Source organism: Parvularculales bacterium (assembly GCA_036881865.1).
Lineage (GTDB): Bacteria > Pseudomonadota > Alphaproteobacteria > JAPOUT01 > JBAJNM01 > JBAJNM01.
Genome location: JBAJNM010000005.1, coordinates 1 through 23,895 on the forward strand (window position 1 = coordinate 1; position 23,895 = coordinate 23,895).

31 protein-coding genes and 3 tRNA genes are annotated in these 23,895 nt (G+C 50.7%); 9 read left to right on the plus strand and 25 right to left on the minus strand.

Annotated elements, in window-relative coordinates:
- The first annotated feature begins 53 nt into the window (after positions 1-53).
- Positions 54-128, plus strand: a tRNA-Glu gene (locus tag V6Z81_02230).
- Between the two features lie 136 nt (positions 129-264).
- On the opposite strand, the gene V6Z81_02235 is transcribed toward V6Z81_02230, so the two are convergent.
- The 3 genes from V6Z81_02235 to V6Z81_02245 form a co-directional block, all read right to left on the minus strand.
- Complete coding sequence (locus V6Z81_02235; protein MEG9861314.1) at positions 265-630, minus strand: diacylglycerol kinase; 366 nt, start codon at positions 628-630, stop codon at positions 265-267.
- A gap of 165 nt (positions 631-795) precedes the next feature.
- A complete protein-coding gene (locus V6Z81_02240; GenBank protein ID MEG9861315.1) occupies positions 796-1,488 on the minus strand; it encodes a hypothetical protein in 693 nt (230 codons plus the stop codon).
- A gap of 11 nt (positions 1,489-1,499) precedes the next feature.
- Complete coding sequence (locus V6Z81_02245; GenBank protein ID MEG9861316.1) at positions 1,500-1,919, minus strand: VOC family protein; 420 nt, start codon at positions 1,917-1,919, stop codon at positions 1,500-1,502.
- A 98-nt stretch (positions 1,920-2,017) separates the two neighbouring features.
- Between V6Z81_02245 and V6Z81_02250 the strand changes: the two genes are divergently transcribed.
- Positions 2,018-2,767 (plus strand): Sir2 family NAD-dependent protein deacetylase, encoded by a 750-nt coding sequence (locus tag V6Z81_02250; protein ID MEG9861317.1) that lies wholly within the window; start codon positions 2,018-2,020, stop codon positions 2,765-2,767.
- Here the strand turns inward: V6Z81_02250 and V6Z81_02255 are convergent.
- The 19 genes from V6Z81_02255 to V6Z81_02345 all read right to left on the minus strand — a co-directional run bounded on the left by V6Z81_02255 (position 2,751) and on the right by V6Z81_02345 (position 17,560).
- On the minus strand, positions 2,751-4,394 hold the full coding sequence (locus V6Z81_02255; protein ID MEG9861318.1) for a molybdopterin-binding/glycosyltransferase family 2 protein: 1,644 nt from the start codon (positions 4,392-4,394) through the stop codon (positions 2,751-2,753). The two genes, V6Z81_02250 and V6Z81_02255, sit on opposite strands and share 17 nt — an antisense overlap.
- A complete protein-coding gene (locus V6Z81_02260; GenBank protein ID MEG9861319.1) occupies positions 4,391-5,068 on the minus strand; it encodes an XdhC family protein in 678 nt (225 codons plus the stop codon). The genes V6Z81_02255 and V6Z81_02260 overlap by 4 nt, the downstream gene beginning before the upstream one ends.
- Before the next feature lie 16 nt (positions 5,069-5,084).
- Positions 5,085-5,432: an XdhC family protein gene (locus V6Z81_02265; GenBank protein ID MEG9861320.1), complete on the minus strand. Its 348-nt coding sequence runs from the start codon at positions 5,430-5,432 to the stop codon at positions 5,085-5,087.
- An 8-nt stretch (positions 5,433-5,440) separates the two neighbouring features.
- A complete protein-coding gene (locus V6Z81_02270; GenBank protein MEG9861321.1) occupies positions 5,441-6,238 on the minus strand; it encodes a xanthine dehydrogenase family protein subunit M in 798 nt (265 codons plus the stop codon).
- A gap of 4 nt (positions 6,239-6,242) precedes the next feature.
- Complete coding sequence (locus V6Z81_02275) at positions 6,243-6,698, minus strand: (2Fe-2S)-binding protein (protein MEG9861322.1); 456 nt, start codon at positions 6,696-6,698, stop codon at positions 6,243-6,245.
- A 46-nt stretch (positions 6,699-6,744) separates the two neighbouring features.
- Positions 6,745-7,299 carry a carbon monoxide dehydrogenase subunit G gene (locus V6Z81_02280; protein ID MEG9861323.1) on the minus strand — a complete coding sequence of 185 codons (555 nt, stop codon included), beginning with the start codon at positions 7,297-7,299 and terminating at the stop codon, positions 6,745-6,747.
- An 18-nt stretch (positions 7,300-7,317) separates the two neighbouring features.
- Positions 7,318-9,015, minus strand: coding sequence for a Na(+)/H(+) antiporter subunit D (locus V6Z81_02285; protein ID MEG9861324.1), 1,698 nt, complete (start codon positions 9,013-9,015; stop codon positions 7,318-7,320).
- Complete coding sequence (locus V6Z81_02290; GenBank protein MEG9861325.1) at positions 9,012-9,362, minus strand: hypothetical protein; 351 nt, start codon at positions 9,360-9,362, stop codon at positions 9,012-9,014. Before V6Z81_02290 ends, V6Z81_02285 begins: the two co-directional genes overlap by 4 nt.
- A gap of 8 nt (positions 9,363-9,370) precedes the next feature.
- The gene (locus V6Z81_02295; GenBank protein MEG9861326.1) at positions 9,371-10,843 is read right to left on the minus strand and encodes a proton-conducting transporter membrane subunit; all 1,473 of its coding nucleotides are present in this window, start codon (positions 10,841-10,843) and stop codon (positions 9,371-9,373) included.
- Positions 10,840-12,363 (minus strand): monovalent cation/H+ antiporter subunit D family protein, encoded by a 1,524-nt coding sequence (locus V6Z81_02300; GenBank protein MEG9861327.1) that lies wholly within the window; start codon positions 12,361-12,363, stop codon positions 10,840-10,842. Before V6Z81_02300 ends, V6Z81_02295 begins: the two co-directional genes overlap by 4 nt.
- Positions 12,357-12,779 carry a cation:proton antiporter subunit C gene (locus tag V6Z81_02305; GenBank protein ID MEG9861328.1) on the minus strand — a complete coding sequence of 141 codons (423 nt, stop codon included), beginning with the start codon at positions 12,777-12,779 and terminating at the stop codon, positions 12,357-12,359. Before V6Z81_02305 ends, V6Z81_02300 begins: the two co-directional genes overlap by 7 nt.
- 2 nt (positions 12,780-12,781) lie before the next feature.
- Positions 12,782-13,222 carry a Na(+)/H(+) antiporter subunit B gene (locus V6Z81_02310; protein ID MEG9861329.1) on the minus strand — a complete coding sequence of 147 codons (441 nt, stop codon included), beginning with the start codon at positions 13,220-13,222 and terminating at the stop codon, positions 12,782-12,784.
- The gene (locus V6Z81_02315) at positions 13,219-13,794 is read right to left on the minus strand and encodes a DUF4040 domain-containing protein (GenBank protein ID MEG9861330.1); all 576 of its coding nucleotides are present in this window, start codon (positions 13,792-13,794) and stop codon (positions 13,219-13,221) included. Before V6Z81_02315 ends, V6Z81_02310 begins: the two co-directional genes overlap by 4 nt.
- Before the next feature lie 4 nt (positions 13,795-13,798).
- Positions 13,799-14,140, minus strand: coding sequence for a monovalent cation/H(+) antiporter subunit G (gene mnhG, locus V6Z81_02320; GenBank protein MEG9861331.1), 342 nt, complete (start codon positions 14,138-14,140; stop codon positions 13,799-13,801).
- The gene (locus tag V6Z81_02325; GenBank protein MEG9861332.1) at positions 14,137-14,436 is read right to left on the minus strand and encodes a monovalent cation/H+ antiporter complex subunit F; all 300 of its coding nucleotides are present in this window, start codon (positions 14,434-14,436) and stop codon (positions 14,137-14,139) included. Before V6Z81_02325 ends, mnhG begins: the two co-directional genes overlap by 4 nt.
- Positions 14,433-14,924 carry a Na+/H+ antiporter subunit E gene (locus V6Z81_02330; GenBank protein MEG9861333.1) on the minus strand — a complete coding sequence of 164 codons (492 nt, stop codon included), beginning with the start codon at positions 14,922-14,924 and terminating at the stop codon, positions 14,433-14,435. The genes V6Z81_02325 and V6Z81_02330 overlap by 4 nt, the downstream gene beginning before the upstream one ends.
- A 118-nt stretch (positions 14,925-15,042) precedes the next feature.
- Entirely contained in the window at positions 15,043-15,993 is a 951-nt protein-coding gene (locus V6Z81_02335) for an ABC transporter substrate-binding protein (GenBank protein MEG9861334.1), read from the minus strand.
- The gene (locus tag V6Z81_02340) at positions 15,993-16,781 is read right to left on the minus strand and encodes an ABC transporter permease (protein MEG9861335.1); all 789 of its coding nucleotides are present in this window, start codon (positions 16,779-16,781) and stop codon (positions 15,993-15,995) included. The genes V6Z81_02335 and V6Z81_02340 overlap by 1 nt, the downstream gene beginning before the upstream one ends.
- Positions 16,778-17,560 carry an ATP-binding cassette domain-containing protein gene (locus V6Z81_02345; protein ID MEG9861336.1) on the minus strand — a complete coding sequence of 261 codons (783 nt, stop codon included), beginning with the start codon at positions 17,558-17,560 and terminating at the stop codon, positions 16,778-16,780. Before V6Z81_02345 ends, V6Z81_02340 begins: the two co-directional genes overlap by 4 nt.
- A 48-nt stretch (positions 17,561-17,608) precedes the next feature.
- On the opposite strand from V6Z81_02345, the gene V6Z81_02350 reads away from it, so the two are divergent.
- From V6Z81_02350 to V6Z81_02380, 7 genes are all read left to right on the plus strand, one after another.
- Complete coding sequence (locus tag V6Z81_02350; GenBank protein MEG9861337.1) at positions 17,609-18,094, plus strand: PaaI family thioesterase; 486 nt, start codon at positions 17,609-17,611, stop codon at positions 18,092-18,094.
- A 51-nt stretch (positions 18,095-18,145) separates the two neighbouring features.
- A tRNA-Pro gene (locus V6Z81_02355) sits at positions 18,146-18,222 on the plus strand.
- A 102-nt stretch (positions 18,223-18,324) separates the two neighbouring features.
- Positions 18,325-19,185 carry a DUF547 domain-containing protein gene (locus V6Z81_02360; protein MEG9861338.1) on the plus strand — a complete coding sequence of 287 codons (861 nt, stop codon included), beginning with the start codon at positions 18,325-18,327 and terminating at the stop codon, positions 19,183-19,185.
- A gap of 20 nt (positions 19,186-19,205) precedes the next feature.
- On the plus strand, positions 19,206-19,517 hold the full coding sequence (locus V6Z81_02365; protein ID MEG9861339.1) for an ETC complex I subunit: 312 nt from the start codon (positions 19,206-19,208) through the stop codon (positions 19,515-19,517).
- A 58-nt stretch (positions 19,518-19,575) separates the two neighbouring features.
- Positions 19,576-19,652 (plus strand) — tRNA-Arg (locus V6Z81_02370).
- 38 nt (positions 19,653-19,690) lie between these two features.
- Positions 19,691-20,356, plus strand: a complete 666-nt coding sequence (locus tag V6Z81_02375) for a tetratricopeptide repeat protein (GenBank protein ID MEG9861340.1) — start codon at positions 19,691-19,693, stop codon at positions 20,354-20,356.
- A 10-nt stretch (positions 20,357-20,366) separates the two neighbouring features.
- Positions 20,367-21,698, plus strand: a complete 1,332-nt coding sequence (locus tag V6Z81_02380; GenBank protein ID MEG9861341.1) for a D-arabinono-1,4-lactone oxidase — start codon at positions 20,367-20,369, stop codon at positions 21,696-21,698.
- Here V6Z81_02380 and V6Z81_02385 read toward each other — a convergent pair.
- From V6Z81_02385 to V6Z81_02395, 3 genes are all read right to left on the minus strand, one after another.
- On the minus strand, positions 21,695-21,919 hold the full coding sequence (locus tag V6Z81_02385) for an acetyl-CoA carboxylase biotin carboxyl carrier protein subunit (GenBank protein ID MEG9861342.1): 225 nt from the start codon (positions 21,917-21,919) through the stop codon (positions 21,695-21,697). The two genes, V6Z81_02380 and V6Z81_02385, sit on opposite strands and share 4 nt — an antisense overlap.
- Before the next feature lie 166 nt (positions 21,920-22,085).
- Positions 22,086-23,231 (minus strand): glutathione S-transferase family protein, encoded by a 1,146-nt coding sequence (locus V6Z81_02390; GenBank protein MEG9861343.1) that lies wholly within the window; start codon positions 23,229-23,231, stop codon positions 22,086-22,088.
- Positions 23,224-23,874 carry a hypothetical protein gene (locus tag V6Z81_02395; protein MEG9861344.1) on the minus strand — a complete coding sequence of 217 codons (651 nt, stop codon included), beginning with the start codon at positions 23,872-23,874 and terminating at the stop codon, positions 23,224-23,226. Before V6Z81_02395 ends, V6Z81_02390 begins: the two co-directional genes overlap by 8 nt.
- Positions 23,875-23,895: the final 21 nt, after the last annotated feature.

Consider the following 23,895-nt stretch of genomic DNA (forward strand, 5'->3'; position numbering starts at 1 on the left):
GCGGTTTTGGCCCGTATAAGCGGAGGCTATTGTAAGTAAGGCCAATCATTGTTGCGCCCTTCGTCTATCGGTTAGGACGCCAGCTTTTCAAGCTGGAAAGAGGGGTTCGATTCCCCTAGGGCGCGCCATTATTGACAAAAAACCAGAAGCTTATTCAACGGGTATCATTTTCCTATTCTTATCTGCCAATCCATATTCTGTTGTACTCCACATGGAAAAGAAGCAATTTCTCACTTACCGCTAAATCTTCTTCTTTTCCATAATTTACCCTGCCAGTATAATTCCCCAGACGAACATTGCGTTGATAAAGGACACCAACACCATAGCGCTACCTGTATCTTTTGCCCTTTTTGACAGAGCATGTTGTTCAAGAGAAATTCGATCCACCACGGATTCGATTGCACTGTTGGCCAGTTCCGCTATCAATATGAGAAAGATGCTGCCTATCATCAATGCCGTAGCAACAGTATCAACCTCTAACCAGAACACCAGAGGAATAGAGACACCCGCCAATAGAACTTCCTGCCTGAAAGATGTTTCATGTGTGAATACCTCCTTCAAACCATCCAATGCATGGCCAAAAGCACTTAATATCCGCTTGAGGCCGGTATCCGGGTTTTTCTTATTCATGGCACTGTCCTCCTTTTGATAATTATTTTTTAGGGACTAACACACGGCGGAAAATGATTATGCCGTTATATTGAACATGACATTGCGTATAATTAACCGTAACTCCGCTGGGATTTGAAGCGCGTCAACTACGGCACGCTATTTTCAGACAGGTTTTTGTATGACTCATGGCGTCCAGTGTCGGGGAAGCCATTCCCGTGCCCGCACGATACCTGCAATCCGGGTATCCAGAGGCAAAGCCGCTTGTATCTGTTTTATCTCTTCCTGCGGGCCGGGGATAATGCCCAGAAGACGGTGTATGGGGTTTTCATTGTAGATTTCAATCCACGTTGCCGCAGATAAAGGGTTGTCGTCAGGGCCAAGGCCTGCAGCATAAAGACGAATGAGCGTGTCCTGAGCCTGAAACAGATTAGCATTGGCGGCACGACTGATCCACACTATGCCTTCCTGAAAGTTAGGGTTTTCATAGAGTGTTGCGCGTTTGGGGTGAGTGTGCATGGCATCGACATTCAGACCGCTGGTGGCCATGAGCGATAACCCTAAAGTGTGTTGAGCAAGTTCATAACCCTGGCCCAGTTGAGCTATAGGGCGTAGATTTTCAACGGCTTTTGTGGGGCGGCCTTTGCGGTAATGAATGAAGCCTTCCCAATAGTCCATATCATTGAGGCGCTCTGATTGTAAGACTCTGCGGCGCACATTTATATGACCCGGCTCGCGCTCAGGAAGAGATTCCTCCTGTCCATAAACGGGATGAGGAAAAGAAGACAGCATGGTGGGTAGCATTAAACCAGTTACAACAAAAGCGGCTCCTAACGCCCACAATAAAAAAAGCCGTTCGGTAGGGAGTGAGGGAGGCATCCCGGGAGATACTACCAATGGCCGGTATTGGGCATGGAGACCCATGGCTCGCAAGGGGGAAGGGGTTGCCCTTGTTGTAGTAATTCAACGGAGATATTGTCGGGCGAGCGGACAAAGGCCATACGTCCGTCACGGGGAGGCCGGTTAAGGGTAACGCCCCGATCTACCAGTTTTTGGCAAGTTTCATAGATATCGCTTACCTGATAAGCCAGATGACCAAAGTTACGGCCTTCTTCCAGAGGTTCCGGGTCCCAATTATGAGTAAGTTCAATTTGTGCGTCTTTCTGGCTCGGAGCGGAAAGAAAAACCAGAGTGAAGCGTCCTTCGGAACTGTCAAAACGCCCTTGTTCTACAAGCCCCAGTTTGGTGCAATAAAAATCAAGAGAGGCTTCAAGGTTACTCACGCGAACCATGGTGTGCAGATATTTCATGGGTGATATCCTGTTTGAGGGCCAGAGTAGTATCCGAGGTTACGATTTGATATTTTAGGGTGGAAAGCAACTAAAGTTAAGAGTAGTGCAAATATCTCATGAGTGCCACAAATGACAAATTGCGAACGCTCATCAAGAATTGTGAGCGGATGGTCGTGTTTACGGGGGCAGGGGTTAGCACGGAGTCAGGGGTACCTGATTTTCGTAGCCCGGGTGGTATCTGGAGCCGGATGAGTCCTATAGATTTTCGTGAGTTTGTAAGCTCCGAGGAAGCCCGCCGTGAGTCTTGGCGGCGCAAATTCTCCATTGATAACACCATGGACAAAGCACTCCCCAATGACGGACATAAAGCCATTGCCCGATTGGTAGAGGCAGGCATTGTTAGTGCCGTTATCACTCAGAACATTGATAATTTGCATCAGGCATCCGGGATTATACCCGATAAAATTATTGAACTTCATGGAAATGCCAGCTATGCCGTTTGTCTTTCTTGTGGATTGCGCCATGAGCTGGAGGATATTCGGCCACGCTTTCTGGAAACCAACGAACCACCCGGCTGCCGGGCGTGTGGGGGTATGGTGAAATCGGCTACGATTTCTTTCGGCCAGTCTATGCCAGAAGCGGAAATGGCACGTGCCGAGCAGGAAACGTTGATGTGTGATGCATTTCTGGTTGTCGGGTCATCTCTTCAGGTGTATCCGGCAGCAGGATTTCCTGTATCGGCGCAGAGGAATGGTGCGCATCTGGTCATTTTGAACCGGGAGCCAACCGAGTTGGACCATTATGCCGATATGGTGATTAATGCAGAAATTGGTCCCGTATTAAAAGAGGTTACGGATTTCTTGTGATGTCTTGAGAAAGAGATTGCAACCTTTCTTCTGTATCTATATCCGTCAGGGGTGCATCATCCTCAAAAGGAACCTCCCAGACCTCGTCTTCGTGAATATTCAGCATCGTTCGCGCGCCCTGATCACCGGTCAGGGACAGGATTTCCGGCCAGAACTGCGCTCCCCACAATACCGGGTTTCCCCGCCGTCCCCGTACCGTAGGTACACAGATGGTACGGCCGTCTACCGGGTTGAATTGGCTTATCAGATGGTCCAAATGAGCCGGAGTAATGAGAGGCATGTCGCCAAGGCATACAAGAACTCCGGCGGCCTTTTGGGGCAAGGCCTGAAGTCCTGCAACAAGAGACGTGCTCAATCCCTGTTGATAGTCAGGATTGTGAATGAAAGTAACGGCTAACCCCTCAAGAGCCTTTGTGATAGCAGGAGCATCATGGCCGGTTACCACCACAACAGGGTGAGCCTGACTGGCAAGGGCAGCTTCAGCTACCAGCCGCACCATGGGAGTGGTTTGAGGTAATTTCCGTACAGAAGAGAGCAATTTATTGGTCGTCCCCATGCGTCGGGATTGCCCGGCGGCCAAAACAAGGGCCGCAATGGGAGCGTGCGGGGTAGGTTTGGGACGATGGCGGGGTTGGGGGCGTGAGGGTATTTCTTTGAGCAGGCCACCTGCACCCATGGCCATAATATCGGTGGGGGAGATATCTATATCTGCCATGAGGCGCTCAAGAACCCAGTCAAATCCGTTGAGTTTTGGTGAGCGGGCACATCCGGGCAGACCAATGATGGCGCATGCCTGATGCCGTGCCAACAGGAGAAGATTGCCCGGGTCAACAGGCATACCAAAATGCACAATCTCCCCGCCGGCCTCTTTAATCCCCAAAGGAATAACGTCTTGCCTGTCGGTGATGGCAGAAGCCCCGGCAATCAAAATAAGTGTGTATCCGTTTTGGACCGCTTGAAAAATGGCCTCTGCGACGGCTGCTTTGTTGTGGGGGATGTTATCTTGTCGGGTGAGATGTCCGCCAAGGGGGGTCAGACGGTTTTTTGTGATGGTGCTCAATTTCTCCTGAGGCTTGGTGTTGTTCTGACCTTCGTCGTGAGTGGTGCTGATGAGGGCAACATGGCGGGAGCGAAACGGTTTGACGGTGATAAGAGGGGTTGGGTGATGGGCGATATGTTGCGTTGCTTCCACAATAGTTCGTGCACAAGCAAAAGGAATGAGTTTGATGGTTGCCAGTATTTGTCCGGCGCGAACCCGGGCATAAGGGGGAAGAGTTGCAAGGGTCATGGCTTCATCAACGCTGTTGAGTGTCTGTATCCGCTCAGGGTTGAGCAGGACGATGCCGTCGGTTTCAGAAAATATATTAGCCCGTCCGGTAAAACTTGTGTCCGTACGGGTCAGGGGACCGGAAGCCGCTTGGGCTACGGTAGCGGCGGCTTCATTTTCAGGTACGTCATCTGCTTCCAGTTGGGCCACGCTTATCTGATTTATGCCGGACTCTATCAGCAGTTGCACCGTGGCAGCCTCCAGAACCGTACCTTTTTTTAAGGTACGGTCACCAAGAGTCAGACTATGAGCTAAAATAGCACCCACGGATTGATCAGGGCTCAGGTCATGAAAAATCACGTCCGCAATACCTCCGTCATTTGCGCCAGAATGGAGATGGCAATTTCCGCAGGGCTACGCGCTCCCAGAGCCAAACCCGCCGGACCACAAATACGCGCCAGAGCCTTATCATCATGTCCGGTCTTCTTTAAGCGCTCAAGACGGGCCTGATGAGTCTTCCGGCTACCGAGAGCGGCAATATAAAAGCATTCTCCTCCAAGAGCCTGACTTAAGGCCGGGTCATCAAGTTTGGGGTCATGGGTTAAGGTCACCAAAGCGGTCCTGTGGTCAGGGGCTACAGTTTTAAGAGCCTCGTCCGGCCATTCATTCATCAATCTGGAGTTGGGAAACCGCTCCTGCGTGGCAAAGGCTTCTCTGGGGTCAATAATAATGACCTCATAACCTGTCAGGGCCGCCATGGCACTTAAGGCTTGGGCAATATGAACTGCCCCAATAATGACAAGGCGCAAGGGCGGGTTAAGAGCCATGGTGAACCATTGCCCACCGGTACTATCGGCGGTGAGAGCGGTATCGGTCTTCAGGGTTTGGGCGGCCTGAGTTGTTATCTCATTTATTTCTTTTGTTTCAGTAGGATATATGAGTTTTTGGGTATGGTCGGTTAGATTCGTTGCCAACACCACAGGCCGTCCATGTTCCTTATCACTCACAATCTGCTTTAGTAAAGACCGTCTCATGGGCAAGGAATCCGGCTTAGTCTTCCGTAACAGGCTCAATGTAAACTGCAATCTGTCCGCCGCAGGCCAGTCCCACCGCCCAGGCAGCAGTATTGCTCACGCCATAATCTTGTAAGACAGCTTTACCCGTTGACATGACCTCTTGAGCGCGGACGATAACGTCACCCTCAATGCAACCACCGGATACAGAGCCAACAAAGGAACCATCATCCCGCACCGCCAACTGACTACCTGCAGGACAAGGTGCTGACCCCCACGTCCGGGTCACCGTAGCAAGAGCTACGCGGTGGCCTTCCTCCAACCAGTCAAGAACTGCCCGCAAAGGTTCCTGTTGAGGATCAGGAGAATGGTGGCCAGAAACCATAGAGACGTTTACAAAGTTGCCGCTACGGCCCGTTTCGCCATAACAGTGATCAGATGAGCACGATAGGTGGCATCTCCATGTATATCTGCCGTCATCAGGTCAGGAGATGGAGTAAGAGTAGCCACGACCTCCGGCGACCAGTTTGCAGTCAGCGCCTGCTCCATATCATGAGCGCGAAAAACACCATCAGCACCGGCTCCTGTTACTGCTACCCGAACGCCATCCGGTCCTTGTGCTACAAAAACACCGGCCATGGCATAGCGGGAAGCAGGGTTGGGAAATTTCATATAGGCTGCCCGTGCGGGGTGAGGAAAGGTGACATGAGTGATGATTTCATTGTCTTCCAGAGCGGTTTCAAACAGGCCGGTGAAGAATTCACCGGCATCGATGATGCGGTGGTTGGTATGGATTTTAGCATCCAGCGCGAGACACGCTGCGGGGTAATCTGCGGCGGGGTCGTTGTTGGCGATAGAGCCTCCCAATGTCCCTTTGTTACGCACATGGGGATCTCCGATATGAGTTACCAATTCTGCCAGCGCTGGTTGAAGACGCTGAACCTCTGCGTGGGTTGCAACATCGTTATGGCGCGCACATGCTCCAATCACGAGAGCCTCTCCTTCGGCACGGATGGTTTCAAGTTCAGCAATCCGGCCTATATCAATGAGGCATTCGGGAGCCGCCAGACGTTGCTTCAAGGTGGGAATAAGCGTTTGCCCTCCGGCCAGCAGTTTGCTCTCCGGCGTTTCCGCTAACAAACGCACTGCCTCCTCAAGAGATGTAGCGCGACGATAAGAAAACCCATACATGAGATTATACCGCTTTACTTTTAGCCGCCGCCTCAATGGCATCAACGATATTGTGGTAGCCGGTGCAGCGGCATAAGTTACCTTCCAGTTCACGGCGTATGGTGTCGCGGTCGCAATCAGGAATACGGCGAATAATATCTATTGCCGTCATAATCATGCCGGGTGTGCAAAAACCGCACTGTAAGCCATGATGCTCTCTAAAAGCCGCCTGAACCGGGTGCAATGTACCATCATCTTGTGTCAGACCTTCTATGGTGACAACATCGCAACCTTCCGCCTGTGCAGCCAACATGGTGCAGGATTTTACCGCGCAGCCATCTACATGAACAACACAAGCTCCGCATTGACTCGTATCGCACCCGACGTGGGTTCCTGTCAATTTTAGCCGCTCTCTGATATAGTTAACCAGTAGGGTGCGCTCTTCAACATCTGCTTTAACGGGGTCGCCGTTGATGGTCATGGAGACAATCATGGGTTACCTTATTGTTTATGTTCTTTTGTAGGCCTCAATCTGTAATAATATAGGTTATGCCTAACAGCGCAAGTGCTACGGCGGGTCCCCATATCCATGGAGAAAGGCCGGATGGCGTTGAAGTGTTGCTATCGGGCGTTGCCTGAGATGACCCTCCCATCAGCTGATTAAAATTTTCAAAGAAAGCAGTGGACATCTTGGCCGCTGCACTATCTATAAAGCGCTGGCCAATCTGCGCCAGTTTACCACCCACAGTGGCATTGACCTGATAGGTGAGCAGGGTGTGAGAACCATCCTCAACAAGGCGTATTGTCGCCGAACCCTGAGCAAACCCTGCAGAGCCGCCTTCACCTTTACCTGTCAGGGTGTAGCCGTTAGGCGGGTCAATATCAGACAGGCTAACGGTGCCCCGAAATCTGGCATTAACCGGTCCTATTTTTACACGGGCTATGGCTGAAAATTCCGTATCGCTTGTGCGTGCTACCGATTCAGCGCCCGGGATAATCTGTCGGAGAACCTCAGGGTCATTGAGCGCATCCCAGACAGATTGACGCTCGGCGGGGAGGCGGTATTCACCGGATAAATCCATGAGGAGAGTGCCTTTCTGTTAGAGAGCATTAAGCGCAAGGGTAGCGGTTAGCAACAATGCTATAATAAGCACCATAAAACCAGGCCGCCACGTGCGGGCAAAACTACCGTTAGAGCCAAGTATGGAATGGTAAATAGTCTGATTCAAGGTCTCGACTCTTTTTGTCACCCTTTGCGTTATCCCTGCAAGGGAAGCGGAGGTTTGTCCGTAGCGCACACGTCTTATAAACCCGGGGATGAGGCGGCGGTAAAGCCAATCGCTATCCAGATTAACTGAGCGCAACTCAGGCGGATAAAGCCCCATCTTCATCAACACACCAAACGCCAGTGCCGAAAAGAGCAAGAGTTGCATCTGGGCTATCACATGGTCTGTCGTGTAAGGGTGATAATCTACCGGGTAAGGCAGAAGAGCATAAAGAGGGTCAGGAAAAACACCGATAGCTATACATAAGGCAGCCGTTAATCCCATAGCCAGTAGCATATTCCATGGGGCTTCCTTGCACCGGATTCCGCTATCGTGGGCGAAGAAAGCAACGTAAGGAATTTTGATGCCCACCTTCATCAATGCGCCGGCGGAAGCAAACAATAAAACAAACCAGACCCAGACGTAATGATTGTCTGCGGTAGCACTTAAAATCAAACTCTTGGCAATGAAGCCTGAGAATAAAGGGAAGGCTGAAATAGAGGCGGCTCCTATGATGCAAAACACCATGGTCCAGGGCATGGACTTATAAAGCCCACCAAGTTCCGAACCTTTTGTTGTCCCTGCCCGAAACAACACCGCGCCCATGCTCATGAACAACAGCGATTTGTAGAGAATATGACAGAAGGCGTGAGCGGCGGTTCCATTGAGGGCGAGGGGAGTGCCGATACCGATGCCAACCACCATAAATCCCAACTGATTATTGAGGCTATAGGCGAGTACCCGCCGCAGGTCATTTTCAATGACGGCATAAAAGATAGGAAAGAGCGCCATGATGGCGCCGATATAAATGAGCGCTTCCGTTCCCGGAAAAGTCCGCGCTAAAGCATAGACGGCCAGTTTGGTTGTGAAGGAAGATAATGTAACCGCGCCGGTAGCTGTGCTGGCGGGGTAGGCATCCTGAAGCCAGTTATGGAGCAGGGGAAAGGCACATTTAATACCAAACGCAAAGAAGATGAAAAGAGCACCCGGTGCGGCGAGGTCTAACCGGTCAAAAGAGATAGAGCCGGTAGAGCGTAAATAAAGCGCAGCCCCGGCCAACAAAAGAACACCGGAGGTTATTTGTATAACAAGATAGCGCAGGCCGGTGTAGTATGCTCCGGGTGTGCGTCGCGCCCATACGAGAAAAGCCGAGGCAACGGCTGTTATCTCCCAGAAGATAAAGAGCGTTATCAGGTCACCTGCAAAGACAGCCCCAATTGTAGCCCCCGCATAAAGCAGGGTTGTAATATGCTCGACACTATCGCGCACATGCCAGGCGAATATGATAGACAAGAACGCCGCAAGAGAGAAAATCAACCCAAACATCTGGCTAAGCGCATCAACCCGCATCAAAATGAGGTTTTGACCCATGAACGGAACGACTCCATACGTATCCGGCGTTATAGTCCAGAAATGCACCGCCGCGATCACCGGTATGGAGAGCATAAAAAGAGAACGCAGACTCCCTTTGGGAATAAACAGTGTTAAGGCTGCCCCCAGAATATAAATGAGTGCGGGGTTAAACTCCGTCATGGGGTGTTATCTCTCAAAGGGTTTTCCGGCTCTTCCGTATCTGTTGTGTATGGGTGGTAATAATCTTCAGGCCGCTTTAGGATGCGCCGTAAAAATTTGGACACCAGCACCAATAAGATGCACATGATAAAACCGAAAAGGCCGTAAAACCCTATGACGGATTCTATGGCGTAGTGCCCATGGAGGCTGGCAACATATCCGGCGATGACAAATCCGATGGCAATAACAAACAAACCGTACAGTATACGGTCCGGTGTTTTTTTATGGTCAATCCACAAGAGTTTGCGGCTCAACCATGGCAGGGAGGATGTATCTTTTGAGGAAGGAGCAGGCGTGTTGTGGGTCATCTGAATGCTTATTGCGGAACCGTTTCAGGGATTAAAATAGGGGCGAGAAAAGTTTCAATATCGTGTGCGTAAAAGAAGAGAGCAAAACAGCCAAGAGCGGTTAAGCACAAAGGGACAACGCAAAACAAAGGTGCTTCTTTTATGCCGGAGGTTTGAAGTTTTTCAGGAGCGGGCATGAAAAACGCTCTTGCCACAGGCATAATAAGATAAGCGGCGTTGAGCACTGAACTGATGACAAGCACTAAAATAACGACGATATGATAGCCCTCGGCTGCTCCTTCCAGTAGACGCCATTTGACCAGTGCTCCTCCCAGAGGTGGGATGCCGGTCACGCTAAGAGCACCGATGAAAAATGCCGCAAAAGTAAACGGCATAACCCGCCCAAGGCCCGCGAGCTTGTCGACTTCGTTTTCATGGGAGGCTACATAGATAGCCCCCGCGCTCATAAATAGAGTGATTTTGCCCATAGCATGCATGGCGATTTGCATAGCTGCTCCTAGAACAGCAAGAGGACTTGCCAGTGCCATGCCAAGGGTCACATAAGCCAATTGGCTAACGGTGGAATAGGCGAGCCGGGCTTTGAGATTGTTTTTGGTTAAAGCGATGAGGGAGGCAATCAGAATAGAGGCGCATGCAACCCAGATCAGCCATTGAGAGGCTCCGGTTTGTTGTAAAAACTCTAACCCAAAAATATAAACACCCACTTTGAGTATGGTGAAGACACCGGCTTTAACGACGGCTACTGCATGAAGCAGGGCGCTGACAGGTGTTGGGGCTACCATGGCAGACGGTAACCAGCGGTGGAAGGGCATAAGAGCTGCCTTGCCGATGCCAAAGGCATAAAGGCCAAGTAGCAGAGCTACAAACGGTCCGTCTATGGAGTCATGTAAAATACCTCCATTGGTGAAGTTCAGCGTGCCGGTAATAAGCCATGTCCAAATAATGGCGACCAGTTGAAAGCAGATACTGGTACCAAGCAGTAAAATAAGATACGTACGCCCCCCCTTGCGTGCCTCTTCCGTTCCTTTGTGAGTAACAAGAGGCCAGGTCGAAAGGGTTAAGGTTTCGTAAAACAAAAACAACGTCAACATATCAGCAGCAAAGGCAATCCCCATAGCGCTGCCAATGGCAATAGCAAAGCAAATATAAAAACGCGTCTGGTGAGTTTCATGAGTGCCACGCATGTAACCGATGGAATAAAGAGAGTTGACAATCCATAAGCCGCTGGCAACAACAGCAAACAACATGCCAAGAGGTTCTACGGAAAACCGCAAAGCAAAATCCGGCGTAAGGGTAACCAGCACAAGAGATGCTCTTGTTTCGGCAGCGCCGGCATTGAGTAGCCAGAGAACCGTTGCAAACAAGGCGCAGGCCGCAAACAGAGTGATGGCCTCTCGTACGTTGGGATGTCGGCCCGTAAGGCCGATAAACACAGCAGCCCCCAGAGGGATGCCAAGAGTAAGCCACAAAGCAACAGTCATGGTTGAAGGCTTTCAATAGCAGGGGAGAGGTCTGTCATCAGAGCTACGGTTGCTTGTCGGGCCGCTTCAACAGGAAATGTTCCGTCAAGACCAAACCATATATTAGCGAGGGCAAGAATAAATGTCGGCATGAGCAAACTGAAAGGTGCTTCCTTTACGGGAGGTGCATTGTCCGGCGCCTGACCAAACCATGCGGCTTCTACAATGCGGCCAACATAACCAAGGGCTATCAGAGATGATAAGCCAATAGCAAACACCAAAGGCCATGCTCCGCTATTGAGCGTAGCCTCAATCAAATACCATTTGCTGATAAACCCCGCTGTTAGGGGAACACCAATAAGGCTCAAGCCTCCCACAATAAATGCAGCCATAGTCCAGGGCATAGAACGTCCGGCACCGGAGATGCTTTCCAGGGTTACAACTCCCAGCCGGTAGACAAGACATCCTGTGGCTAAAAACAAAGTGCCCTTCATGAGAGCGTGATTAAAAAGATGCAAAATAGCCGCTGTGAGGCCCGCAGGTGTGGCAAGGGCAATGCCAAGCAGGATATAGCCAATTTGTGCAATACTGGAATAAGCCAGCATGCGCTTTATGTTGGTTTGGAAAAAAGCAACGGCTGACATAATCACCATGGCGACGATGGCCAATGATCCCAGCATGACATCAAGAGGGATGGTGATAAAAGAAAAGTCAATTCCAAAAACATTAAGGATAAAACGTAGCAGCACATAAAGGGCGGCTTTTGTTGCGGTAGCCGCAAGAAAGGCGGAGACGGCAGAGGGCGCATAGGCATAAGCATTAGGTAGCCAGCCATGAAGGGGAAAGATGGCCACTTTAAGTCCTAACCCTATAACAATGAAGGCGAAAGCTACGCTGATTGTACGGGTTTGAGTGGTCTCAGGAATTAAAAGCGCAAGGTCGGTAAGGTTCAGGGTTCCGGTTACAGCATATAGAAAACCAATACCAATAACGAAAAAAGTAGTCCCTACCGTACCTAATATAAGATAATTATAGGTGGCGGTTAGAGCTCGTCGGTTATTTTTTTCACCGGTAGCAATCAGGATGTAGGTGGAGAGGGATGAAATCTCTAAAAAAACGAAAATGTTAAAAGCATCTCCCGTGATGACAACACCCAGCAAACCCGCCAGACATAAGAGAAAACAAGTATAGAAAAGAGGGCGTTGTCGGGCGGCGATTTCTTGCTCGACACTGCGTCGCGCCCACAGAACGATAGGCAGACTTACACCGGAAATTAAGAGCAAGATGAGGGCGTTCATGGCATCTATGCGATATTCAATACCCCAGGGCGGAGCCCACCCGCCCATGTCGTAATGAATGGGACCGTTCTCAATGACGGAAATATACAAAAGGATAGAAATAACAAACGCAGCAAAACTGGCAAGGAGAGTAATAAACCACGGTCCTCGTCCGCGCCCTAGCAGCGCACTAAGAGGCGCGGTAGCAAGGGGAAGCAATACCTGCATGATGGGCAGGTGAGACCATAAAGCCGCGCTTACCATCGGGTCGTATCGCGGGCTTCTTCCGCATCCATGGCGTGTTCAATGACCAAAATCTCATCTTCTTCGATGGTGCCGTATTCCTCGCGAATACGTACCACAAGCGCTAACCCCAGAGCGGTTATTGAAATACCGACAACAATGGCCGTCAGGATCAACACATGGGGCAGGGGATTGGAGTAAATCTCACCTCCATTGTCAGTCAAAATAGGTACGGTGCCTCCGCTCACTTTACCCACGGATATGTAAAGCAAAAACATGGAGGTCTGAAATAAAGTAAGTCCGACAATTTTTTTAATAAGATTGCCATGAGCGGCAATTACATAAATACCGACCATCATCAGAACGATAATCATCCAATAATTGTAATGAGCCATGATATAGGTGATGAGGGTATCTGACATTTCTATAACCGCCATTTCTACCATTCTTCGTCAGGGAGGTGACGTGTGCGTGCGGCGAAAAACAGGTAACAGGCAATCATCACGGCTGTGACAGTTATGCCAACGCCGAGTTCTATGATCAGAATACCAATATGCTGACCGGCCTGGGGGTTGGTAGCCAGAACGGAATAATCTAAAAATGTGCCTCCTGCTATCATGGATGCAACACCAACGGCCATATAAAGCAGAACACCGCAAGAGGCTACGGCCACGATTAGCCATTGAGGCATGAGCCGTTGAGCATTTTCAATACCGAAAATCAGCCCATAGAGGATAAACCCGGCGCCAAAAATGACACCGGCCTGAAAGCCACCGCCCGGTCCATAATCGCCGTGGAATTGTACATAAAGAGCAAACAGCAGAATGGGGGGAATGAGAAGCTTAGCAACCACCCTGAGGATAAGATGATGGTGCATCATGCATCTCCCGTGTCTACGTCGGGGGATGTTGGAGAATGGTGTCTTTCCGGACGTCTTTTTTGTCCGAGAAGCATAATGACGCCTATACCGGCGGTGAATATCACAACCACCTCTCCCAGAGTGTCATAGCCACGGTAACTGGCAAGGACAGCGGTAACGAGATTGGGTATGGCGATATCGTCAGGTGTGTGGGCAATATAGTCGGCACCTACGTGCAGTTGTGCCGGAGCATTAGGGTCGCCGAAAGCAGGAATGTCCAGACTACCATAAATCAGAGCAGCCCCCAGAACCGTGACAATCACAAGGGCCGCCAGAGGAAAACGCTGTGGTTGTTTCTCACGGTGAACGGTTAGTGCTATGGCGGCGAGCATAAGGATGGTTGAAATGCCGGCTCCCACGGCAGCTTCGGTAAAGGCTACATCGGCAGCGTCCAGCGATAACAACAACAAAGCCACCAGCAGACTATACGTGCCGGTAAGCATGGTGACAGTAAACAAATTCCGTGTTCGCACAATCGCAAGGGCGGTGATTAAAAGTAGTGCAAAAAGGGCAATGTCAATGAGTAGGGGCATGAGTCTATGAACTACGTTTTGGGCCGGAGGTGTTGTGGGGTTCCGGGCGCAATCCGGTCACATAGGCTGCATTGGCAATAGCGTGTGCGGCTGTAGGGGAGGTGAAGAATGTAATCAGTCCGATTAGCAGCAGTTTTACGGCATCAAGACTGAAGCCCGCCTGGGTGATAAGACCCAGAATAAGGAGTTCTGCGCCGAGGGTATCGGTTATGCCTGCGCCGTGAAGACGGGCATAAAATCCGGGTAGACGAATGAGTCCCAGCGCACCGGTGAAAATAAAAAAAGCGCCGGCCAACATAAGTCCCCAACCGGCTGCATGCACAAAGAGCAGGAGCATTGAGGTCATCTATCCGCTCCCCATCGTAACGGGCGGGTTTGTATCCGGCCAAAGCTACGATAGCGAAAAAATTTTAATACGGCTATGGTGCCTATGAAGTTGAGCAGCGTATACATCAAGGCTACATCCAGCAGGAACAATCGCTCGGATAAAAACCCCATAACGGCAATTATAAGAACTGTCTTGGTGCCAAATGAGTTGACCGCCAGCACGCGGTCATAGACCGTAGGTCCGGTGAACAGTCGCACCAGCACAAGGCACATAGCGACCAGTAGAGCAATGGCGGCGGTAATCATCATAGTCATGATGCATGCGAGCCTTCAAAAAGTGTGACTTTTTGGTCCATGGCAGAGAGAGCCGCTTCATCGGCGGCTTCGTCTGTGAGAGCGTGAACCAGCAGAGTGTTTTCTTCTACTTCGACGGTTATGGTGCCGGGGGTCAGGGTTATGGAGTTGGCCAGAATGACTCTGCCCAAATCAGTTTTCTGGGATGCTTTGACGCGTATGATACGTTGGTTGGTTTTGATGGTTGGCGAGAGAATGATCCGGCTTACGGCAATGTTGGCTTTGAATATTTCATTGAGTAGCCATGGCCAGTAGAAAAAGCTGCGTCTGAGGAGGTGCAGAGGCCATCCTTCGCGGTCTAATGTTTTCATGCGTCCCGCTACGATGGTAACCAAAATGCTGGAGCCAAGACCAAGGCCGATAAAGAGCGGCGTGAACATACCCGATAGCAATAACCATAAACCGAATAGCGCAAGGCAAAGGGATAGGCTGTGGATTACGGATTTCATGAGTTGGGTATTATTTTTATGCTACATCAGTAATTGGGGGATAATAAGAGAGCCGGACGATAGAGTAAACAAGCGATAGGATTAAAGAGAGATGCTAACCCTTGCGTGTGATATGTCCTCAGTGTGGCAGAATTGTGTAAGCACTGGCGGGAAGTGGTTTTTGAATAAGGCCTTGTTTGGCTAGAAAGATAGCAAAATGTTCGTAGCGTTTTGTGTCGATGGCGGCGGGTCTGAGCGCTAAGCGGGGTAGAGTATCACGCCACGCCCGACGGTTGAGTTCATCATCGAGTTCCGGTTTCAGGTTGGAGAATAGCTCCCAACTTTCCTCCGGATGATTAATGGTATAGAGCACGCCACGTTCCAGAGCACGCACAAAGGCGCTCATAGCCGGTTGGTTTACCTTATCGGTATGAGCTACCACAATAAGTTCGTCATAGACTGGCACACCTTCTTCTTCAACATAGAAAGCGCGTCCTGAGGCATTGTTGAGGGCGAGCTGGTTGAGTTCGAAATTACGGAAGGCTCCAATCACGGCACTTACTTGTCCGGATAATAAAGCGGGCGTTAGAGAGAAATTGACGTTAACCAGTTCAATGTCATCCAGAGAAAGCCCGTGGCGCTCTAGCATGGCACGCAGGAGAGCATCTTCAAACCCACCGACGGAAAAACCCACTTTTCTTCCGGACAGGTCGGCAATGGATTGCACCGGCCCATCATCCAACACCACCAGAGCATTTAAGGGTGTTGCTACAAGAGTGGCAATACGCTTAAGGGGTAATCCGGCATCTACATGCAGATGTAACTGTGGCTGATAAGAAATGGCAAGGTCCATGCGTCCTGCGGCCACAAGTTTAGGGGGGTCATTGGGGTTTGCCGGCTCAATAATTTCTACGTCCAGACCTTCGTCGGCAAAGAACCCTTTTTGTTGAGCAATAATAATAGGCGCATGGTCAGGGTTGATAAACCAGTCTAATGCCAAAGTTATTTTTTCAGCACTCGTGGCGGGGGTGGGTGCGCTTACTAAGAGCGCTACAAGGGCGGAGGTTATAAGACGCATAGGTGAAAGCATTATAATATGTCTTCCTGAAGTTTCAGTGTATCGGCTTGCCATGGTAACGCCCGACGCAAAACTATATCAACGAGGCTATACAACCCGACGGCCATGACCACAAGACTAAGCAAAGCAGCAAACATAACATCTGCTTGCGCGCGACCGCTGGCATGGAGCATCATATAGCCGAGACCGGCGCTTGAACCAACCCATTCACCGACTACAGCGCCGATGGGTGCAACGGCGGTAGCGACCCTCAGCCCGGAAGCCATGGGGGGTAGAGCGGCGGGAATGCGTATAAACCATAAAATCCGCTGAAGCCGGAAACGCTGACCACCGGTCATAACATGCGCCATATCCAGCCATCCGGTTTCCGTGCGCCGCAGGCCGTCATAAAAGGATGCTGCAACGGGGAAAAAGATGATCAAAACTGCCATGGCGATTTTAGAGGCCATGCCATAGCCCAACCACAGCACCAACACGGGTGCCAGTGCAAAAACCGGTATGGCCTGACTGATAACAAGTAGCGGTAAGAGCCATCGACGGGCGCTACGCAGGCTAATCATGACGAGAGCGCACAGCAATCCGAGCAGGCTACCAAGGATAAGGCCGGAAATGATTTCCACGGCGGTGATTCCGGCGTTTTCCAGCAAGCCGGAGCGATACACCCACCAGGCGCGGACCACAGACAGAGGTGAGGGGAGAATATAGGGCGGGGCGTCCGTGAGGTACACAATCAGAGCCCACAAACCGAGCAGCCCACCGGTGAGAATGGTAAGGCGAATAAAGAGGGTGGCCGGTTTCATGAAGTGCTTGTCATTGTTGGTGGAGAGGATAGTTGGTTCATGAGGTCGCTATGGGCTGTCCGGAGAGCAGCGAGGTTAAGATCGCGAGGAGGTGGTTTACCGGGCACCGGATAGTAAACAAGATGCGCCGGTGTGCCCACCATGACGTAAATTTGATGGGCTGCCCGCAAAGCCTCCAGAGGATCGTGAGTGATCAGTAACACGGTGCGATCTGCCAACAAAGAAAGGGTGAGTTCCTGAAGATGCTGCCGGGTTACCGCATCAAGAGATGAAAACGGTTCATCCATGAGAACAATAGGCTGGTCTTCATAAAGTGTACGCGCCAGCATGACCCGTTGACGCATACCGCCGGAGAGTTTTTCCGGTCTGTCATAAGCGCACTCCAACAATCCCACAGCATCAAGCAAAGCGCGTGCACGGTCTGCGTCAACACGTTCCGCACGTAGTCGTGCACCAATAACAACATTGTCCAGAACGCTGGCCCACGGCAATAGGAGATCACGCTGGTCCATAAGAGCAATGTGACCTGTAGCAGGAGTGTTGTCTCCCTGAGTGACAATACCATCATATATCATGGCAGAGCGGGGCGGTGGTGTGAGGCCGGCCAACAATCTCAACAGGCTTGATTTTCCAACCCCGCTACGGCCAAGCAAAGCCGTTAAGCGGCGGGCAGGTAGACTTAAGGAGAGGTTATGAAACAGGCAGGCTTCTTTTTTACGTATCCCGTGACGCACCGTTCCTGCGGTTAGGTTTAATCCTGATGAGTCAATCCCGATCATGGATTTATGGTATCATGGAGAACAAATGACATATAGCCGTATGACCAAATGACCAACTCCGGAAAAGATGATGTCGCACCTGATGACAATGTGCCGGAGGGTTATCGTTTAAGCACCACACGGGGGCCATATACGTCTCATAATGGTCCTTTTTATCATAAGACGGTGGGAAATGATTTTTGGCATGGGGTGCGTATATTGCCACGTCATTGTAATTCGCGGGGGATTGCCCATGGAGGCATGTTGATGACGTTTGCCGATGGATTGTTGGGTACGTGTGTATGGCGGGAGACGGGTTTGGCGGGGTTGACTATGCGCTTGACGTCGGATTTTTTAGCTCCCGTTCGTCGGGGGGAGTGGCTGGAGGGGACCGCCTGGGTTATACATGCAAAGCCATCGGCGGTGTTTTGTAAGTCGCATCTTTTTATTGATAAACGGGTCGTGCTAACCGCAGATGCTGTTTTTAGACCTATGGTGCGACATAAAGTCCATAAGCCTGTGAAGGAATCGGCTATGGTGGAAGGTAAGACTTGATGCTACCTTGACGGTACATTGTCTGCAATCATAACAAAATATGTTAATAGACGGGGCATGGCGCAGTCTGGTAGCGCACCTGCTTTGGGAGCAGGGGGTCGCAGGTTCGAATCCTGCTGCCCCGACCATAGTTATGAGTTGGTTTGTTTGTGGATAATTAAAGGTCTTAATATACGATCGTGCCCAAAATCTAGAATTCCCCTCAACCCTTCCTTTGGATGTCAATGACTATGAAAAAGAGCGGAGTGGAGGGACATCGTTTTGGATTAATTTTTTTCATCATCGTGAGTGTTGTTATTGCGGGTGGTTTTGTCGGCACTGATAGTTTTTTTGCACCCAGATCATATCTCTGGCCCTATTGGGAGGCGCATAATCCGGCTAACCAGGTAGCTATTGATCATGAAACGTGGAATAGGTTATTGGCCCGCTATCTCGCGGAGGATGAGGGTGGCATTGCGCGGTTCGATTACGGGGCGGTGACGGAAGCCGACAGGCACTCTCTGGATGAACAGATAAGCGCATGGGCCGAACTATCCATTTCTGATTACAGGCGTGACCAGCAGCTGGCCTACTGGATAAATTTATACAATGCGCTAACTGTTGCAGTGGTATTAGATCATTATCCGGTGGCTTCTATTAAGGATATAGACATATCGCCCGGTCTGTTTGCGTCGGGTCCGTGGGATGGTGAGGTAGTGACGGTGGAAAGCAAGGCACTTACGTTGAATGATATTGAGCATCGGATCTTGCGTCCGGTGTGGCGGGATGCACGTATTCATTACGCTGTGAATTGCGCCTCTGTCGGGTGCCCTAATTTAGCGTCTGTATCGTATACGGTGAAGAATATAGAGGTTATGCTTGATGAAGCGGCGCGGGCTTATATTAACCATCCTCGTGGCATTAGTGTGACGGGAGACGAAATAAACGTATCAAGGATTTACTCTTGGTATGTAGATGATTTTGGCGGGGATGCGGCGGGTGTCCTGTCTCATGTGCGAAAGTATGCATCGCCTGCATTGTTTGAGAGTCTTAAAGGGCTTGATATGATTGACGGTGTTCATTATGACTGGGCTCTGAATGATGCCAAATAGGAGACCCCATAGGAACCGTCATGACTAAGAAAGCACGTATTTACCGTCCGGCGCGGACGGCGATGCAGTCCGGCAGAGCTAGGACACGCCAATGGGTGCTGGAATATGAACCGGCCGGACAGCGATTTACGGAGCCGCTTATGGGTTGGACAGGCTCCGCTGATATGAACAGTCAAATTGTGCTTCGTTTTGACACCCTTGATGAGGCCATAGCTTATGTACGGCATCATGATTTGCCTTATCAGGTTTATGAACCTCCTGCTGAACGGCGGGGAATTAAGTCTTATGCGGATAATTTCAACCCCGCCCGCCGTGAACCCTGGACTCATTAATAGTTTTTTGAGAGCGTTTCCTGCTTGAAAAAGTGATATGGTTTATACTGGGGTCTATGGCCCCGTAGCTCAGCTGGATAGAGCAAGTGACTTCTAATCACTAGGTCGCACGTTCGAATCGTGCCGGGGTCACCATCTCTGTCGAACCTCTAGAAGCAAGGAAATTAAAAGTGATGTGGTCGCATAGAAAAACCGGACTCCTTTTTTATACAGCATTCCGACAACTGATTTTTGCCGTTGTGTTGGTTGGTTTGGCAACAAGCCAAAGCCCTGTTTTGGCAGTCAATGAGGCCGCCGGTGACGCTGCTGATATAGCGAGCGAGGCAAAAGGTGAAGACCTTTACAAACGGGGTTTTTATGAAGAAGCCCTTGACGTTTGGACACAAGCTGCGGCTGTGGGTGATGCAGGGGCGGCCTTCAGGCTGGGTGAAGAATATCTGGATGCCAAAGTGGTAGAGCGTGACATGCGGGCGTCCCTCCGTTACCTGAAACTGGGTGCGGAAGGGGGCGATGCCCGCGCTCAACAAGACCTTGCTACTTTTTATGATAATGGATGGCTCGTGCGTAGAGATTGGAAGCGTGCGGCAGAACTCTATAAAGCGGCGGCTGATCAGGGGATAGCCTCGTCGCAACATAATATCGGCGTGATGTACCGGGAGGGGCATGGGGTCTCACAGGATTTGGTAAGGGCGTATAAATATTTTCTGCTGGCCGTGCGCAACGGGTTTGCACGTTTTGCCACCGCCGAACTGGAGCAAATCTTACCCTTAATGTCGCCGGCACAAATTAAAAAGGCCACCCGCTTAGCTGATGAGGCACAGCAACAACAAGGGCAGTGAACCCGGAGTCGTGAAATCAATAAAAGAGTCAACGCCGTCTGTATGGTGTAATTGGTCCGGCAGTGTACAGGGTCGACCGCGTGTGCGGTTGCATCCGGCAGGGGAGGGTGACCTCGCTCAAAATATCATCCGCGCACCGGCACCGGTCCGGGTTGCGGGTAGTGGTCACTCTTTTACTCCTCTCAATGAAACGGAGGGCAGCCTTATATCTTTGGAGAATATGGCGGGGGTCGTCTCCCATGACGAAAAAACGGCGCAAGCGACAATTACTCCCGGCATTACTCTCCATGATTTAGGGCCGGCTCTTTTTGAGCGCGGTCTGGGGTTGGTGAATCAAGGCGATATTGATGCCCAAACTCTTGCCGGTGCTGTTGGTACCGGCACTCATGGTACGGGGAAGACGTTGGGCAGTCTGTCATCTGCGGTGACGGGGTTTCGGTTGGTCACAGCGGAAGGGGACGTTTTATCCTGCTCGGAAGATGAAAACAAAGATGTGTTTGATGCGGGCCGCGTGTCTTTTGGCACTCTCGGTGTTATGAGCGCCATCACCATGCAATGCCATCCGGCTTATGGTCTTAAAGAAACCGTCGGGCGGTTGTCTTTTGAGGCAACATGCGCCGCTCTGGATGAATTTTGCCAAACATATCGTCATTTTGAATTTTTCTGGTTTCCTTTTTCTGATGAAGTCATCCTGAAAACGCTGGAAAAAACTGATGAAACACCCCGTTTGGTGGCAAAACCTGCCTCTCCTGACAGAGATAGTTATGATAACAAAATCATTCGCTGGTGTTGTGAAATATCCCGTTCATTGCCGTGGTTGCGGGGGCCGTTGCAGCGCTTTTTAACACGGGCTGGAGCTAAATACTATATGATGAAGGGGGTGAATCCTTCTCGTACGCGCTGGTCTCATCAGGCTTTTCCCAGCCCCCGCACCGTTCGGTTTAACGAGATGGAATACGCCGTTCCCGCCGCCGCCGGCCCTGAGTGCGTTCGGGAAGTCGGTGAGGTTATGAAGCGGTCCGGGCACAATTTTATGTTTCCCATTGAATACCGCACCATCGCTGCTGACAATATTTGGCTTAGCCCGTTTTATAAGCGCGATAGTGTTTCTATTTCTATTCACCAATATGCCCGTGATCCATGGCGTGAATTATTTGCTGAGGCGGAAGCTGTCTTTCGGCGCTATGAAGGGCGGCCTCACTGGGGCAAACTCCACACTCTAACAGCTAAAAAAGCGGCAAACCTTTATCCCCGCTGGGAGGACTTTCGTGCCGTGCGGCAACGCCTTGACCCTAAGGGGCATCTGCTAAACACATATCTTAAAACTTTGTTTGCAGCTTAGCCGGTTTCCATAACGGCAAGGGTCTGGTTTTCGCTTACCAGTTCTTCTTCAGAAACTAAAATCTCAACGATAGACCCTGCGGCAGGGGCTGCAACAGGGATTTCCATTTTCATCGACTCCAGAATAATAACAGGGTCGTCCTGTTCTACAGGATCACCGGACTTGACTTTGATTTGCCACACTTTGCCGGCAATTTCAGAAACAATATCAACCCGCGCCATATTCGATCCTCCACTTGTTTACTGTTGGGAATAATTATTGACAATCATGATGCCCGATGCCGCGCCTTATCGCAAATCCATTAGCCCACAGATTGTAATCGTTCATGCTGATTTGCATGATTTAGATTTCTATTTCGGAATTACCCAAAAGAAACCGACTAGTTCCTCACATCCAAATTTCGCGATTACCGCGCCGTTCAACACGGCGACTACAACGCACCATCATAATTTCAGCTAACCCCGTTTCGTCCAGCAGTGCATCCACCGCTACACGTCTCGCCTCATCCAGCCTGTCATAAGCGTCCTGAATGCGTTGCAGCATAAATATCCGATAGGGCATGACACCGGCGGTGACGGTTTGCCCGCTCCAGTCAAAATTGCATGTGCCGATCCCACGTCCCAGACTAACCCCGCCGACAATATCGCCTTCTGCCGGATTATTTTCGGTTAGCCAGTTATTGCTATGGGTAATCATCGCCCTTATCTCAGGCAGATAATCTGTTGCCACGCGCTGCAGCAAAACTTTCAGCGTGTCGGGGATGCCATCATCTTCCAAAAGACTTTCATCGCGGCCAATAAATTCGACCATGTCGGATGACGGATTGCGCATACGTTCGGTCCAGCGAAACAGCATGGGGGCTTTATTCTGCATCAGCCGCAGTGGATGCGGGTCACGCCCTAAATGCGCAAACAGAGCGGCAAACAGGCCGTAATCGCCAATGGTCGGCATCCCACCCAGCAAATAGGGATGATCTGCAAAATGTGCATCAAATTCTACCATCATCTCATGATAGGCCGTTTCAATATGTGGTGCGGTTTCCTCTGTTACACCAAAAATCAATGCCGCTTTGCGCATACGGCCTGCCGCATGCAGCGCCATATCGCGGCGTTCTTCCGGCGGTACTTGCGGCATGGCAAACAGGCCGAATTGCTGCAAAATGAAATCGAGATTATCGTCGTCGAAATTCCATCGGTAATGCATGGCCGGACGCAACATACCCTCGCCGCCAAACATTTCCATGATCAGTGAGCTAATGAGGTGGCACGGCGTTGTCGGATAGGCGGGTAGACGCGCCATTTTGTTGTTTTCAAACCAGTCGATAATATCCGTGCCATCCTGCACGATTTCACCCTGTGGCGTCTCCATGACCGGAATGATCCAACGACCAATGGCCGGGCGAATGACCGCATCATAATGCGGGTCAGCCGGTGAGATATCGTCAAAATCAATGTGCTGTTTGATGAGATAAGCGCGTGCTTTACCTGAATAAAGCGATAGGCTCCAAGTATAGAGTTTATATCTGTCAGGCATTTGTTGTCCTGAATATCAGATAGACCAGATGACCGAGTGCGGCCAGGGCGGTCAGGAGGAAAGCCAGCCAGATGCGCGGTGACATCAACACGCCACCGGCATTGGTTTCCAATGGCATGGCATAGGTTACACTCAGGGCGGCACGTTTATAGACATGCCCACCTTCAAATGACGGGTCAGTGGCCGCTTCCAGCATATCGCGGCGGCTGCGATAGCGGATGATGCCGCCGGCCGACCAACCCGGATTGGCTTGCGCCGCCCAGGCATCCAGATAGCCCCCGACAGCACGTCCGGTATAGGCCGGATAGCCCGCACTCATAATCGTTTTGCCCATAAAGGGCCGGAAATATTCCTGTAGCAAGTCGGGTGGCGATACTTGTTCGCCGGTGTCAGGGTGGGTGACCGTCCCCTTCGGGAAAGCCAGCAAATTGACCATGAAAAATTCATTGCCCGTATCTGTTTCCATAAAGTCTAGCAAAGCCGCACGCTGCATATCATCAACCGTTTCATTGGCTTCAATGCGTGCCATAAAGGTTTCAATTTCAGATTGCGTCAACGGCCCGCGCCAGTTTTCATGCCAGACCAGAAACACCAGATAAAGTGCCAGTGCGATGCCCCAAATGGAAATGGATATTGTGTTCATGCTTCCCTCCTGAACCTCAGA